Origin of the sequence: Chitinophaga niabensis (assembly GCF_039545795.1) — a bacterium.
GTDB lineage: Bacteria > Bacteroidota > Bacteroidia > Chitinophagales > Chitinophagaceae > Chitinophaga > Chitinophaga niabensis_B.
The window spans coordinates 1,838,051-1,852,934 of sequence record NZ_CP154260.1; the positions used below are offsets into that span (position 1 = coordinate 1,838,051).

Here is a 14,884-nt window from a genome sequence, read left to right on the forward strand (position 1 = left end):
GTATTACCGGGAGGCTTTTTTCTTTCCTATGAACCTGATCACGGAACCCTTACCGATATGAAATTTCCCTTCATTCAGAAGTATTTCCTCTTCCGCTAACAACACGGTTTCATAGTGCTTAAAATCAGCGCTTATCTCTTCTTTTGAATACAGTTGATGAATATCTTTTGGGCCTCCCACCCTGGGATCAGATTTCACATATTGTAAGTGCTGTTTGCTGAAGGCCTCAAAAATAATAATGCCGCCCGGTTTGAGCCAGGTATGCAGTTTACGGTGAAAGGCGGATTTCTGGTTCCCCGGAAAATGCGCATAGATCAACCCGATAGCATCGAATGTTTCCTCTTTGAACGCCAGTTGTTCCAGGTCGCCAACAATATACTCCAGCGAAACGTAGCGCTCCCTGGCTAATTGCAGCGCCTTGGATTGCCCTTCCTCACTGAGGTCAAATGAAGTTACCTTCCAGCCCAGTTGTGCTGCAAATACACCATTACGGCCTTCTCCGTCTGCCGGCATCAGTATGGTGCCTGTCTCAAACTTTGGCAGCCATTCTTTAAAGAATAAATTGGGTGTTTTGCCATAGGCAAATTCCTGGTCCTTATATCTTTCGTTCCATATCTGTTTCATGGATCAAAGGTAGCTGCGGAGGGAATGTAAGAGATAGGACAATTACGCAGTTTAACGGCATTTCTGCCTAAATGCTTCCGGGGAATATCCAGTATGTTTTTTGAAGAACCTGATAAAGTAGGAAACGTCTTCATACCCCAGGTGCCAGGCTATCTGGTTCACCTGCTCCGTTGTAGCCAGCAGGCATCTTTTGGATTCCAGGATGATATGTTCATTGATCAGTTCAGAACATGTTTTGCCCAACGTTGCTTTGGTGATGGCGTTCAGTTGATAGGGGGAGAGGTGTAACATCGCTGCATATTGAGAGGCCTGCTTGTGTCCAGCGATATGTGTTTCCAGTAATGATAAGAATTCCTCCAGCCGCTCCTGTTCATAAGTGGCGGCATTGCTTTTACCATGCAGGCGGAGCAGTATTATAAAGAGAATTTCAAGGTTTGCTTTGATCACCTTTTGGTAGCCTTCCTGTTGATCAGTGTATTCACGGAAGATATCCTTCAATACGGAAAGCAGTTTGTAAAAGCTTTCAGAATTTGGCTGATAATAATTTGTTGTGCTTTTTGTAGTATGAAAGCCGGCTTTAAATGCCATCAGGTAACCTTTGCTTCCTGCTTTCAGCGTAAGCTCATGTACCTGTCCAGGCCGCATAAAGAACACTGTGTTATCGCTCACTTCATAGGGAATAAAGTCTATCGCATGCGTGCCTTTTCCCTTCTTTAAAACCAGCAGGTAAAAGAAATCATGCCTGTGCAACTCCTGCACCATGTCACCTATCTCCCTTATGCTAAAACTTTCTGTGGAGCCTGCTGCTTTAATATGCCTGATCGGTATTTGCTTCATGCGCTATATGAATGTCCTGGTGCCGGAAAGGCTTTCCCTGAAGCCCTTCGGTGTACAGCCTTTTTTCTTTTTAAAGATACGGTTGAAATTAGAGATATTATGAAAGCCGCATTTGTAAGAGATCTCTGCAATAGAATACCGCGTATTCACCAGCATCCGGCAGGCATGGCCTAATCTTATTTCGTTCAGGCTGTCTATGAAACTTACACCGGTGCATTTCTTAATGAAGCGGCTGAAAGATACTTCCGTCATGTTCGTGAGCTTGGCGATATCTCCCAGGTTCACTTCCTTATCGTAGTTGTTGTTCATGTATTCAAAAGCCTTTTCAATACGCCGGCTGTTATGATTGACCATTCCTTTCTGAAAAGAACTGTCTGATAAAGTGCGCATGTTCCGCGATATAGACAGGTCGTGCAGGATAGACATTAATTCCAGTACGGAATCAAAGCCATTCTTTTGGTTGAGTGTCAGCAAACGGGGGCTTAGCTGTTTAATGGTTTCAGGAGAAAAGAGGATGCCGTTGGCAGCGCTTTCAAACATGCTCCGCATGAAACGGAGCTGGTTCTTACGCAGCAGTTTATCATCTATCAGGTCCTTATGAAACTGAATGGTCACTTCTGTGATCGCCTTGCTTTTACATTCATGCGTGAACCAGCCATGGTTCAGGTTAGACCCTACCAATACCAGTTCAAGATCGGTAATACTGTCTATATGATCTCCTACAATGCGTTGTGCACCGGGAGCATTCAGGATCAGGTTCAGCTCCAGTTCCTCATGGTAATGCAGCGGGAAGTCGAACTTATCCTTTGTACGGGAAAAGATCATGAAGCAGTCGTGCTGTGTCAACGGGGTGATCTCCCGGAAGATATCATTTTTCATAACGGGCATTCAATTATCCGAATTTACTAGATAAAAAAGTATTAAGTAGACTTTTTCTCAAAAAAAGATAATAACAGGGCTTTTGTAGTAGTTAAGTCTGAATTTACAAATGAAGGGATAAGAAAGTACTATAAGTGCATCTGTTTTAAATTTAGTTTTGGTTCAAATAATTCTCGTTATGAAATTTCTTTTACTCCACGGTGCTATTTTCAGCATTTTCCTATTGCTGCTGGGAACATCCCTATCCGCTCAGCAGAGAGTTGTTTCAGGTACAGTGAAGGATGAAACGAGCGGAGGGCTCCCTGGCGCAACCATTCGTGTTAAGAATTCCACCATTGCTACTGTAACAGATGCAAAGGGGAATTACTCCCTGTCTGTACCGGATGCTGCCATACTGCAGGTTAGTTTTACCGGTTATGAAACACAGGAGATAGCCGTACAGCAACGCAGTTCCATCAACATCATTTTAAAGTCCGCTGCCACCAACCTTACGGATGTGGTAGTGATCGGTTATGGCATTGTGAGGAAGCGTGACCTCACGGGAACAGTTGCTTCCATTAAAGGGGACCAGCTGAGCAAATCTGCGGTTAACTCATTGGAACAGGGCCTGCAGGGCCGCCTGGCCGGAGTAGCCGTTACACAGAACGATGCGGCCCCGGGTGGTGGCATCAGTATACAGATCCGCGGTGCCAGTTCCTTGCTGGGGAGCACAGAACCCCTGTATGTAATAGATGGGGTGCCTGTTGCGAATGCAAGGGCTTCTCTGAAAGAATCAGGGCCCAGGGAAGAGAATCATATTATGCGTACCAATACCAATGCGCTGTCTATCATTTCTCCCGGTGATATTGAATCCATTGAAGTATTAAAAGATGCTTCCGCCACAGCTATCTATGGTTCCCGTGGTGCGAACGGTGTGGTATTGATCACTACTAAAAAAGGGCGTGCAGGTAAAGGTAAGATCACCTTCAATACTTCTCAGGGCATTTCTACCATTACCAAAAAGCTGGACATGCTCAATGCCTACGAATATGCACAGTACCTTAATGAAGCATACACCAATGCAGGGTTTGCACCTGCAGACCTGCCTTATAGCGGCATGAACGGAAAGCTTTCACCAGACCAGATCAGGGAGAATTTTGGAGAAGGTGTGAACTGGCAGGATGTTATTTACCGTAACGCATATCTGCAGGATTATGAATTGGGTGTTTCCGGTGGAACGGACAAAAACACCTATGCGGTGATGGGGAATTACCTGGCCCAGGAAGGTGCTATCAAAGGCTCACAGTTTAAACGGGGCGGTTTGCGCTTAAACCTGGATAACCAGGTGAACGAAAGAGTGAAAACATCTACCAATCTCTCTGTATCCCGTTCTACCAATGCACTCGTACGTACGGCTGCCACCACCGGCGGAAGGGAAGGAGGTATCGTAAGGTCTGCCCTGAATTATTCTCCTATTCCATATTACAGAACAGATGCAAACGGGAATATTATAAAAATAGACTACCTCAACGACCGGGAGGTATCACAGGATATGTTTGACCGTTTTGGCGCCAGTCCCATTCGTTATACAGATGAAGTGAAAAGCCTGCAAACCATTACTTCCGGTTTCGGCGGCTTCAATGCATATGTGGATATTGTAAAAGGACTGATGTTCCAGACCCGCCTGGGCGCTAACTATTTTGAACAGTTGAACGAAACCTATTTCCCGCGTACGGTAAGTGAAGGCCGTGCCACCAATGGTAAAGCCCTGGTGAGCAATAGCAGTTATTACAGCCTGCTCACAGAAAACCTGCTCACTTACCGGCAGGAAATCGCCAAACACCGTTTTGATTTCCTGGGTGGGTTCTCTTATGAGAAAAGCACCAGCCGTTACCGTACTTCTGAAACCCGCGATTTTGCAGACGATAAACTCGGTTATAACGATCTGTTCTCCGGGCTCTCCACGGCACCTACTTTAACCGGCCGCTCACAATGGCAGCTGGCATCCTTTATAGCCCGCGCCAATTACAGTTATGCAGATAAATACCTCTTCACCTATACGTATCGCGCAGACGGTTCTTCCCGCCTGGCCAAGAAGTGGCAGGGCTTCTCTTCTGTTGCACTGGCATGGCGTTTAAGCGAAGAACCTTTCATCAAAGAAGCGAATATTTTCTCAGACCTGAAACTCCGCGCCAGTTATGGTGAATCCGGTAACCAGGCCGTATCGCCCTATAGCGTGCGTGCAAAATTATCCGGCGTTATTGCCAATATGAACAATGCCGTGATTGCTGCGGTGGATGAAACCACCCTGCCCAACAAAGACCTGAAATGGGAAACCACGTCTCAATACAACCTTGGGCTGGATGCCTCTTTCCACGACAGGTTTAATTTCTCAGTGAATATCTATCAACGTAAAACAAGAGATCTGCTGCAACAGATCACACAACCACCCAGTACCGGTTATAATACCGTAACCGTGAACTCCGGTAACGTAATGAATAAAGGACTGGAGCTGGAACTGGGTAGCAGCATCTTCACAGGTGATTTCAAGTGGAATGTGGCAGGTAATATTTCTTTCAACCGCAATGAGATAACAGACCTGGGTGAGTTACAGGAACAGTTTGCAGACAGGTTAGGAGCAGGTTATGGGCTGGATGCACGGCCTTTCATCCAAAAAGTAGGTTTACCTATCGGTGCGGTTTGGGGATTTGTGGAAGATGGTATTTTCCAGAACCAGGCAGAAGTAGATGCCTTCAAAGCCGTACAACTGGATGCAAAGATCGGGCAGACCAGGTATAAGGATCTCAATAACGATAAACAGCTGAACGACCTGGATCGCCAGCAGATAGGAGATGTGAACCCTGATTTTAACTGGGGCTTCACCTCTAATATCAGCTACAGGAATTTTGACCTGAGCATACTGATCTCCGGCGTGCAGGGCAATGATGTGCTCAATACCAATCTCATGAACTTTCATACACTCAACGGCAGCGCCAACATTCCGCAGGAAGTATATGACAGAAGATGGAAAGGAGCAGGCACCGGCAATAGCATTATACAGGCTAACCAGGCGAATACAACAGCCAGCCGTTTCTCCGGCCAGTTCCTGGAAGACGGTTCCTATGTGCGCGTGAAGAACATTCAGCTGGGATATACTTTCCCAAAGATCAAAGGTGTATCCAACCTGCGGCTTTACCTGAATGCCATCAACCTGTTTACGTTCACCAATTATTCAGGATACGATCCTGAAGTAAGCGCCTTTGAGAATGCGAATATGCGTGGTGTGGACCTGGGTAGTTACCCGCAATCCCGCACATTAACCGTAGGCCTTAATGTTACTTTCTAAAACTGCCAACATGAAAAAGTTACTGACTATAGCCATTTTAATATTTTTAATTGCCAGCTCCTGTAAGAAAGCATTAGAAATAGAAGTATTCGATTTTAAAGACCCTGAGAATTTCTATAAAACAGATAAAGACCTGCTGCAGGGAGTAAATGGTGTATACAAAAACCTGATGACCTGGGATATGTGGATCTCCCCGGCCTGGTATTCTGTACTGGGTGAAGATGATGACCTGCTGCTGGATAACTGGCTGGCAGGCGGTTACACTGGTAACCAGCGTGGAGAGTGGTATATACAACGTCCCTGGAAAGGTTACTATTATGCCGTACAACGCGCTAACCTGGTATTGAAATATGCAGCCCAGGTAACAGGCGATGCGGCCATGATAGACAGGATCAAAGCGGAAGCTTTATTTATCCGTGGCTTCTGTTATTTCGAGATCGTAAGAAGATATGGCGCCGCACCGATCCGTACGGAAGCATACACGCCTGAGCAATCCAAGAACATTGCACGCAGCCCGGTTGCGGATGTATACAAACAGGCGGAAGCAGACCTGAAAGCAGCCGCAGCGGTGTTGCCTGAAAATTATACCACTGGTAAATACACCACTGCAGATCGTGGCCGCCCTACCAAAGCCGCAGCACTGGGCCTGCTGGCGAAAGTATACATGCACATGGCTGGCGATGAACTGAAACAAACCAATTATTATACAGAAGCCATTACTGCTGCCAAAGCCGTAAGGGATATGGCGAAAGCTTCCGGTTATCCAAAACTGGAAATGAACTACATGAAGAATTTCAATGAAGCAGAACAGGATAACAGTGATGAAATACTCTTTGCTATTCCTGCCACACATTCTCCCAACCAGGGTTCTGAACTGCCCGGTTATTTTTCCCCGCAGGGAAGATACAGTGGCGGTGGCAGTGGTGGTTATGTGAGTATGCGCATAGATCTGTTCAATAAGTTTGAACCCAACGATAACCGCGTGGCTTTTGGTACTGCTATATGGGACAGCTGGAAGAATAATACCAACGAAGATTATTACTATGTAAGCCGCCTGCCGGCAGGTGCTGTGTTTAAATCAGGCGGCACCTGGGGAAGTGAATATGGCGGTGGCGCCGGTTATGGACAGGATACTTACACCTTCGGCGGGAAAGAGATCTTTGCTTCCCCACGTTTATACTCCAAAAAATATACGGATCCCAATGCACAGGCAAAAGATGAAAATGGCAACAACCCCATCATCATCCGTTATGCAGATGTACTGTTATTGTTAGCGGAAGCAGAGAACGAAGTGAATGGCCCCACCGGCCTGGCTTACGATGCAGCAGACGAAGTACGTGTGCGTGCCAACCTGCTTCCCTGGACGCGTAATCTTTCCAAAGAAGATTTCCGTCAACGCATCAGGGATGAAAGAAGGAAAGAACTCTATGGTGAATTCCAGCGCCGCTGGGACCTGATCCGCTGGGGCATCTGGATACCAACAATGAAAGCTGCTGGTCGCGACAGACTGGAGTTTCAGAAGTTATATCCTATTGCTCAGGAAGAGATTGCAGGTAATAAAGAGATCACCGTAAACAATCCGGGATACTAAGGACGATAAATAACCAGAATTAGATATGAAAGAATTTACGGAGCGTTTAAATCGCCTGGAGAGAGCCTATGAAGCATTAATTAACCGTAAGAATGAGCCACTGCCTGATGGGAATGGGATCTTTACACGGTATAAACACCCGGTGTTAACTGCGGCGCATACAAGACTGACATGGCGTTATGATCTGAACCCGGATACCAATCCTTACCTGATGGAAAGGTTTGGCATCAATGGTGTATTTAATTCCGGCGCTATCAAGTGGAAAGGTAAATACCTGCTGATGGCAAGGGTGGAAGGAGTGGACCGCAAATCCTTCTTTGCCATCGCGGAGAGTGATAATGGCATTGATCATTTCAGGTTCCGGGAATATCCCTGTTTCATTCCTGAAACGGATGATCCGGATGGGAATATTTACGATATCCGCCTGACCGCTCATGAGGATGGCTACATTTACGGACTGTTCTGCACGGAAAGAAAAGATCCTGCCGCAGCCCCCTTTGACCAGAGTGCCGCCATTGCCGCCTGTGGCATTGCTCGCACAAAGGATCTGTTACACTGGGAACGACTGCCCGATCTGAAAACACCCTCTCCCCAGCAAAGGAATGTGGTATTACACCAGGAATTTGTGAACGGGCAATATGCTTTCTATACCCGCCCGCAGGATGGTTTTATTGAAGCGGGCACAGGCGGGGGCATTGGATTTGGTGTTTGTAAAGACATCACGCACCCGGTGATTGATGAAGAAAAGATCCTGGACCCTAAAGTATATCATACCGTTTACGAAACGAAGAACGGCCTGGGCCCTGCACCCATTAAAACAGCACATGGCTGGCTGCACCTGGCGCATGGTGTGCGCAATACCGCTGCAGGCCTGCGTTATGTGCTGTACTTATTCATGACGGACCTGGAGGACCTGGCCAGGGTAACCCATAAACCAGCAGGATATTTCCTGGCCCCGGAGGGTGAGGAGCGCATAGGAGATGTATCCAATGTGGTATTTTCCAATGGCTGGATAGCAGATGAGGACGGGCAGGTATTCATTTATTATGCCTCTTCGGACACAAGGATGCACGTGGCCACCTCCACACTAGATCAGTTGGTAGATTATGTTTTAAAAACGCCGGCAGACGGGTTGCGGTCTGCCACCACCGTCAATACCATCTGCAGGATCATTGACGGTAATAAAGCTTTCGCCCTGGTGAAGGGGAATGGTGTAAAATGATCCCCCCTTGCCGTACCAGTTTTGTGCTGGTACGGCATTTTACCTTATATTTACCCCCAAACCACCATTTCAGTATATGAAAAGAAGAGTTCTATTGCTTGCGCTTGCTACCACAAGCGTTTTTTCTTTATGGGAACAACCCGCCCTGGCACAGAAAAAAGCTGCGCCAGCAGTAAAGAAAACAGGGGATGTGATCCCTAACGATCCCGATGTAAAGATCGGTAAACTGGCCAACGGCCTCACCTACTATATCCGTAAGAACACGGAGCCTAAGAACAGGGCTGTGCTCTATATGGCCTTAAAAGCAGGTTCCCTGATGGAAACCGATGCACAGCAAGGGCTGGCTCACTTCACTGAGCACATGGCCTTTAACGGTACAAAAGACTTTCCCAAAAATGAACTGATCAACTACCTGCAAAAGGCCGGTGTGAAGTTTGGGGCAGACCTGAACGCCTTTACAGCTTTTGATCAAACAGTATACCAGCTGCCTATCCCTACAGATAGCGCCGCACTGTTCAGGAACGGCTTTAAGATCCTGGCTAACTGGGCAGGATATGTAAGCATGGAGGATAGTGAAATTGACAATGAAAGAGGTGTGATCGTGGAAGAAGACCGTCAGCGGGGTAAGAATGCGCAATCCCGTATTCAGAAAGAACTGCTGCCGGTATTGCTGAAAGGTTCCCGTTACGCAGAACGCATCCCTATCGGTAAACTGGATATTATCCAGAACTTTAAACACAACGAGATCAAACAGTTCTATAAAGACTGGTACCGTCCGAACCTGCAGGGTGTTATTGCAGTAGGTGATTTTAATGTGGCAGAAGTGGAAGCGATGATCAAAGAAAACTTCAGTGCGCTGAAGAACCCGGCCAATCCTAAACCGGTTATCAAGTATGATATGCCTGATAACAAGGACCCGCTGGTGAAGATCGTAACAGACAAGGAATTCCCTTATAATGTGGCGGTTGTAATGATCCGTCATCGCGGCTCTGTAGGTAAAACAACTGCAGAAGTGAAAACCGGTATCATTAATGGCATGATCAATTCCATGGTGGGCAGCCGCATCAACGAACTGAAACAAAAAGGCACAGCGCCTTTCGTGGAAGGTCAATTTTCTTACGGCGCATACCAGGGAGGCCTGATCCCCGGCCTGGAAGCTGCTTCTGTAGTAGCTGTTGCCAAATCCGGCGATGAACTGGCTAAAGCACTTACCGGTATGATGACGGAAGCAGAACGTATGAGCCAGTTCGGCTTTACCGCTTCTGAACTGGACATCGTTAAGAAGAACCTGGAAGCAGGTAATGAAAAGTCTTTCAAAGAGAAAGATAAAACAGCTTCCAACGCTTATGTACAGGCTTATCTCAGCAACTTCCTGCAAGGCAGCCCTATCCCTGACGCTACTTACCGTTATGAAATGGTGAAACGTTTACTGGCTGAGATCACACTGGAAGATGTGAACAAAAAAGCGAAGGAAATGATCAAACCTGAAAACATGATGATCATTGTACAGGCACCTGAAAAAGAGAAAGCAAAATTACCAACAGAAGCACAATTGCTGGCTGCTGTTAAAGAAGCCGGTAAAGGCGTTACTGCTTATGTAGAGAATAAAGTGGATAAGCCACTGCTGGAGAAAAAACCGGTAGCCGGTAAAGTAGTGAGCGAAGAAAAGATCGAAGGGATCGATGTTACTAAACTCACGTTATCCAATGGCGTAAAAGTATACCTGAAGCCTACCACTTTCAAGAACGATCAGATCCTCTTCACTTCCTTTGCACAGGGCGGTACTTCCCTGGCAGACGATAAGGAGTATATGCTCGTAAACTATGCGGGCAACATTCCCTCTGATGGTATCGGTGAATTTGATAACACCCAGTTGAGGAAACTGCTGGCAGGTTCTACCGCCAACGCCGGTGCTTACATCAGTGATCTCTACCAGGGCTTCAGCGGTTCTGCTTCTCCTAAAGACCTGGAAACAGCATTGCAACTGGTGTATGCGAGGGCAACCAATCCCCGTAAAGATCCTGTTGTTTTCAAACAGAACCTGGACGATTATAAAGTGATGCTGCAGAATGCAGATGATAACCCGGAAAGCGTTTATGGCGATACGATCAATGCGGTACTCTCTTCCAACAGCATACGTGAAAAGAAACCAACAGCAGCAGAACTGGATGCTATTTCCCTGGATAAATCCTTTGCTTTCTATAAAGACCGTTTCGCTGATGCCAGCGGACAAACCTTTGTGTTTGTAGGAAACTTTGAAGTGGATAAGATCAAACCTTTACTGGAAACTTATCTGGGAGGTTTACCTGCGGCCAATCGCCCTGAAAAATACATCGACCGTGGTATTAAGCCATTGAGCGGTAAAGTGGAAAGAACTGTAAAGAAAGGTATTGAAGATAAAGCACAGGTGAAACTCTACTTCCACCACGACTACCAGTTTTCACCAGAGAACAACCTGCAGCTGAGTGCATTGAGTGATATCCTGGAGTTTAAAGTGCTGGAGCGTTTACGTGAGAAGGAGAGTGGAGTGTACAGTCCGAATGTAGGTGTTTCCTATGAGAAACTGCCGAGCCCATACTACAACCTCACGATCTCTTTCAGCTGTGCTACTGCCAATGTTGAAAAGCTGATCGCTGCTGCGCTGGATGAAATTGAGAAGATCAAGAAAGAAGGTGCAACTGCGGTAGACGTGGAGAAATTCAAAGCAGAAAGCAAAAGGTCTATGGAAGTGAGCCTGAGAGAGAACAACTTCTGGTTGTCTTACCTCAGTTCTAAATTCCGTAATAACGAAGATCCTTTAAGTGTGCTGAAACAGAATGAACGTCTTGAGCAGGTAACACCTGAGAGCGTTAAAACTGCTGCACAGAAGTACCTGGGTGGCGCTGATTATTTCAGAGCTGTACTGGTGCCTGAGAAATAAACAAAACAGGGCTGTTTCTGAGAAGGGCTGTTTCTGAGAAGAGACAGCCCTGTTTCTTTATAGTATCGTTGCGGTATTATGCTTTATTGTTCAAGTGGGCATGCTTTATTTCTTTAACACCATACCCTTTTTACTCCGGCAATACCGTTACCCGCAAAGCCTTTAACCCCGTTAACCCCTGCAGATCTTCCAGCTTCAGTTCCTCTATTTCCGCATCCAGCACCTTTTCTTCCTGCAGGTAATAGATATATGGCAGGTAATCTTCCACATCCTTATCATTGAAATAGATCAGCGCTATTTTGTCCGGCTGCGTCAGCCTTTCCTCCGTGTCCCTGATATGCACTTTATCGATCCGCTTTTTGATCATCTCATAACGGATATTATAAGCACCTTCCACATCAAACTTCCTTTCATCTGTTCTGAAACTGATATCAATGGTATTGTTATGCAGGAAGATCAGCTGTGTTGTACGCAGGGGCTTAGGCATGGAAGGCAACAGCGCCCTTGTTATGCGGGCAATAGCCGCCATAGAGGTCAGCTGCCATAACCGGATGCTCTTCAGGTGAAAGTGAGAAAAAGGCAGGTCCGGCGCTATGGATTGCCCGATGTAAATATCATATTCCATCCCATCCGTTCTGAATTTCTCAAAATAGCAGGGATATCCTTTTTGCAATTGCTCCTGTTCTGATTCCAGGTAATTATTAATGGTGTTGTTTAATAAGGTCATGGAATGGTCCAGCGCCTGTTTGTTGGAGTCCGTTACTTCTGCTATGGTTTTTATATAGCTGTCAATCCGTTCTTTCAACTTCGGTTCCTGGCGGGAAAGGTGCTGCAGGTATTCTACAGATTCCGCCTGCAGGAAATAGGTGATATCACCTTCTTCTGTAGTAGTGAGTTGTTCTCCCGCTACTTTCTGCAGCCACGTTTTACAGGTGAACACCATCCCATCCAGCAGGGAAGAGCGCTGAACCGCCTGGGCTTCCGTGAAGAGGCCAAGGAGTTGTGTGAGCTGATGTTCAAGGTCTGCCTGGATGGCCAGGTTCCTTTCTACCGTAGAATTACGGATGTCTATAGCACCATAAAGCGGATATACATTCGTAAAGCGGATAGGCGCCGTTTCTGTAATGGACGCATCTTTCTTTCTGCGATAGAGGTATTCCCAGGCTATCTCATTGAACTTCCACTGCACAGCCGGCTGAATGGAGGTGAATTTTTCCTTGATGATGTTTTCAATTTCAAGATTGAATTCATCTATATAGATCTGCATCAGTTGTGCAATAGCAGGGATAGCAGGTTCCAGCTTCGCGAATGTTTTTTCATCAAAGCTGTCCGGCGCCCAGGTATGCATGGCCAGTACACCTGCCAGTACACCATTGTGGAATACAGGGATCAAAGCAAGAGAGCGTACCCCGTCATTCACGAAGGTTTGCAGGAAGCTGAATTCCCGGATGTTTTCCTTTGCCACATCCGGTGAAAAAAAGGAGTTGGGATTTGCTGCATAGTGAGATGCCTGGCGCTGAAAGGATTCAGGGCTGAGCGTTTCATCTCCCCAGGTTTTATACAGTATGCCTGTACCACCACGCCCGAAGCCGTACACCATTTTGCCGTTCACCCGCACAAAAGGGAACAGGTCGAACTCAATCTTACTGCTGCATACCAGTGTTTTGAGAGACTGGATCACGTTCTTATACACTACATCATCTGTTTCGGCAGTACGGGTCAGCCTGATCTTGGTGATATTATCGATGGCTTTTTCGGCTGTTACGTCCTGTATCGTGGAAACGGAGATGCCTCTGAACTGAAAGAGATCAAGCGGTAAGATGTCTTCCAGGTATTGAGAACTGGTGTTCTCTGCTATGTGCGCATGCAGTTTGCCGAAATTAAGTTCCGGTAAAGGGCCTTTGGCAGTAGCTTCAATAAAATCTGTATTGATATGAACGGTGTAGTATTGGAACAGCCCGGTTTCTTCGTTCTGGTAGGCGTTGTATTGTTCGTGTTTTAAAGGCGAATGGTAATTATAGAACTTTTTCAGGATGTAGGAGTAGACCATGTCTATCCTTTCTTTCTTATAATCTTCTAAGCTTTTATTATGCAAGGCAGTTTTACGGCTTTGGAGCACTGTATAAAAGGCTTCCGTGCCATAGATGATGATAGGCTGCACCGGTACCCAGAGTGCCCACAGGGTGTTTTCTTCTGCAGCGGCCATGGGAGATACCGTGGCATAGAAATACTCCAGCAGATGGGCATTCGCATAGAATTGTTCTATGCTCAGTTCATCGGGCAGCCTGGCGGCTTCAAACTTCTCCAATACACTTTTGAAGAAGTCTGCCTTCACCGTTTTTTCTTCTTTTATCCTTTTTCGCAGGAAAGACATGAACGGCTTAAACGACAAAGCCGAATCGATCTGTAGGCCATCAGGCATATGGCCTGTGAAATCAATGAGTAGTTGCTGCATGTTAGGAAAGAAATTACCCGAAATTACTGATTTCGTGGCAATTGATCTATCCATGTTCTGATCAGTGCAACTCCTTCCTTATGAATTAATGTTCTGGCTAACTCAGGCATAGCCGTACCAGGCTCTGTACTGTTCATCCTATAAGCAAGGATAGAACGGTCTGCGTTTCCGGGAAGGATGTCGTAATCCAGTCCGCCTGCCCCGCCACCGGCAGATACAGGGCCTTTCAGGAAGCCGAGATGTGCAGGATCAGTTTGTTCGTATTCAAGGAATAAACCGGTATTATAGGCATCTCCGCCTTTGGTATGGCAATGTGCACAGTTTACATCCAGGTAGGCGCGTGCCCGTTGTGCTACTGTATAGTGCACACTATCTTTCCAGTCCGGCAATACCGGCACCTGGGTAAGCGCAGGCATTCCTTTCAGGGAGCCATTGGTCACCCATTGTTGTAAATGCGGATGGAGATTGCGGGCCTTAGGCCCGATAGGCAGTAGTTGCCCGTTGTTGGAATGGCATCTTTTGCAATCATTGGTATTCGGCACCTGGTATACGGTGGAAACCTTTTGCTGTTGATCGTCCAGCAGGGTGATGGGAACTTTCTTGCCGGTGATCCACTTAACCGCTTCCGTTTGTTCAGCATTCCAGAGGTAGTTCATCACCTTCCAGCGTTGATCAAAGGGGTCTTTAAACAGCAAGCGGGTTTCGATCAGTGTTTTAATATGTGCCGTATCGTTATATGAGAAGTTCTTAATGATGAAGGTAGAGTCCGGGAATTCCAAAGTACCGGAATCCCTGTATTGCATGCTCTTTCCTGCAGGCAGTACAATAAAACGGTCCTTCAAAGCATAATCCGTGAACAGCGGTGTGCTGAGTTCGTAATGCTGCACACCGGCGGCTGCGGTAAGTGTTTTCAGTTCTCCTGTAAAGAAACCGTAATCGGATAATTTCTCTTTAAATTCGAAAGCCTGTTTAGGCTGCTGAGGTTGACCGCAACCCCATAATACCATACTGATAAGGATCAATCGCTTCAT

9 protein-coding genes are annotated in these 14,884 nt (G+C 46.5%); 4 read left to right on the forward strand and 5 right to left on the reverse strand.

The features are described from left to right. Window positions 1-3: 3 nt before the first annotated feature. From AAHN97_RS07400 to AAHN97_RS07410, 3 genes are read right to left on the reverse strand one after another with little or no spacing between them, the layout of a single operon-like run. Window positions 4-624, reverse strand: a complete 621-nt coding sequence (locus AAHN97_RS07400) for a class I SAM-dependent methyltransferase (RefSeq protein ID WP_343306926.1) — start codon at window positions 622-624, stop codon at window positions 4-6. 51 nt (window positions 625-675) lie between these two features. Beyond that, window positions 676-1,461 carry an AraC family transcriptional regulator gene (locus tag AAHN97_RS07405; protein ID WP_343306927.1) on the reverse strand — a complete coding sequence of 262 codons (786 nt, stop codon included), beginning with the start codon at window positions 1,459-1,461 and terminating at the stop codon, window positions 676-678. Window positions 1,462-1,464: 3 nt separating this feature from the next. Then, entirely contained in the window at window positions 1,465-2,340 is an 876-nt protein-coding gene (locus tag AAHN97_RS07410; RefSeq protein WP_343306928.1) for an AraC family transcriptional regulator, read from the reverse strand. Between the two features lie 178 nt (window positions 2,341-2,518). Here AAHN97_RS07410 and AAHN97_RS07415 point away from each other — a divergent pair, with 178 nt between their 5' ends. The 4 genes from AAHN97_RS07415 to AAHN97_RS07430 all read left to right on the forward strand — a co-directional run bounded on the left by AAHN97_RS07415 (window position 2,519) and on the right by AAHN97_RS07430 (window position 11,398). Next, on the forward strand, window positions 2,519-5,665 hold the full coding sequence (locus AAHN97_RS07415) for a SusC/RagA family TonB-linked outer membrane protein (RefSeq protein WP_343306929.1): 3,147 nt from the start codon (window positions 2,519-2,521) through the stop codon (window positions 5,663-5,665). Between the two features lie 10 nt (window positions 5,666-5,675). Beyond that, window positions 5,676-7,256 carry a RagB/SusD family nutrient uptake outer membrane protein gene (locus AAHN97_RS07420; RefSeq protein WP_343306930.1) on the forward strand — a complete coding sequence of 527 codons (1,581 nt, stop codon included), beginning with the start codon at window positions 5,676-5,678 and terminating at the stop codon, window positions 7,254-7,256. 25 nt (window positions 7,257-7,281) lie between these two features. After that, entirely contained in the window at window positions 7,282-8,478 is a 1,197-nt protein-coding gene (locus tag AAHN97_RS07425) for a glycoside hydrolase family 130 protein (protein ID WP_343306931.1), read from the forward strand. Between the two features lie 76 nt (window positions 8,479-8,554). Further along, window positions 8,555-11,398 (forward strand): M16 family metallopeptidase, encoded by a 2,844-nt coding sequence (locus tag AAHN97_RS07430; protein WP_343306932.1) that lies wholly within the window; start codon window positions 8,555-8,557, stop codon window positions 11,396-11,398. Between the two features lie 130 nt (window positions 11,399-11,528). On the opposite strand, the gene AAHN97_RS07435 is transcribed toward AAHN97_RS07430, so the two are convergent. Beyond that, window positions 11,529-13,853: a GAF domain-containing protein gene (locus AAHN97_RS07435; protein ID WP_343306933.1), complete on the reverse strand. Its 2,325-nt coding sequence runs from the start codon at window positions 13,851-13,853 to the stop codon at window positions 11,529-11,531. A gap of 23 nt (window positions 13,854-13,876) precedes the next feature. Then, window positions 13,877-14,884 carry an SO2930 family diheme c-type cytochrome gene (locus AAHN97_RS07440; protein WP_343306934.1) on the reverse strand — a complete coding sequence of 336 codons (1,008 nt, stop codon included), beginning with the start codon at window positions 14,882-14,884 and terminating at the stop codon, window positions 13,877-13,879.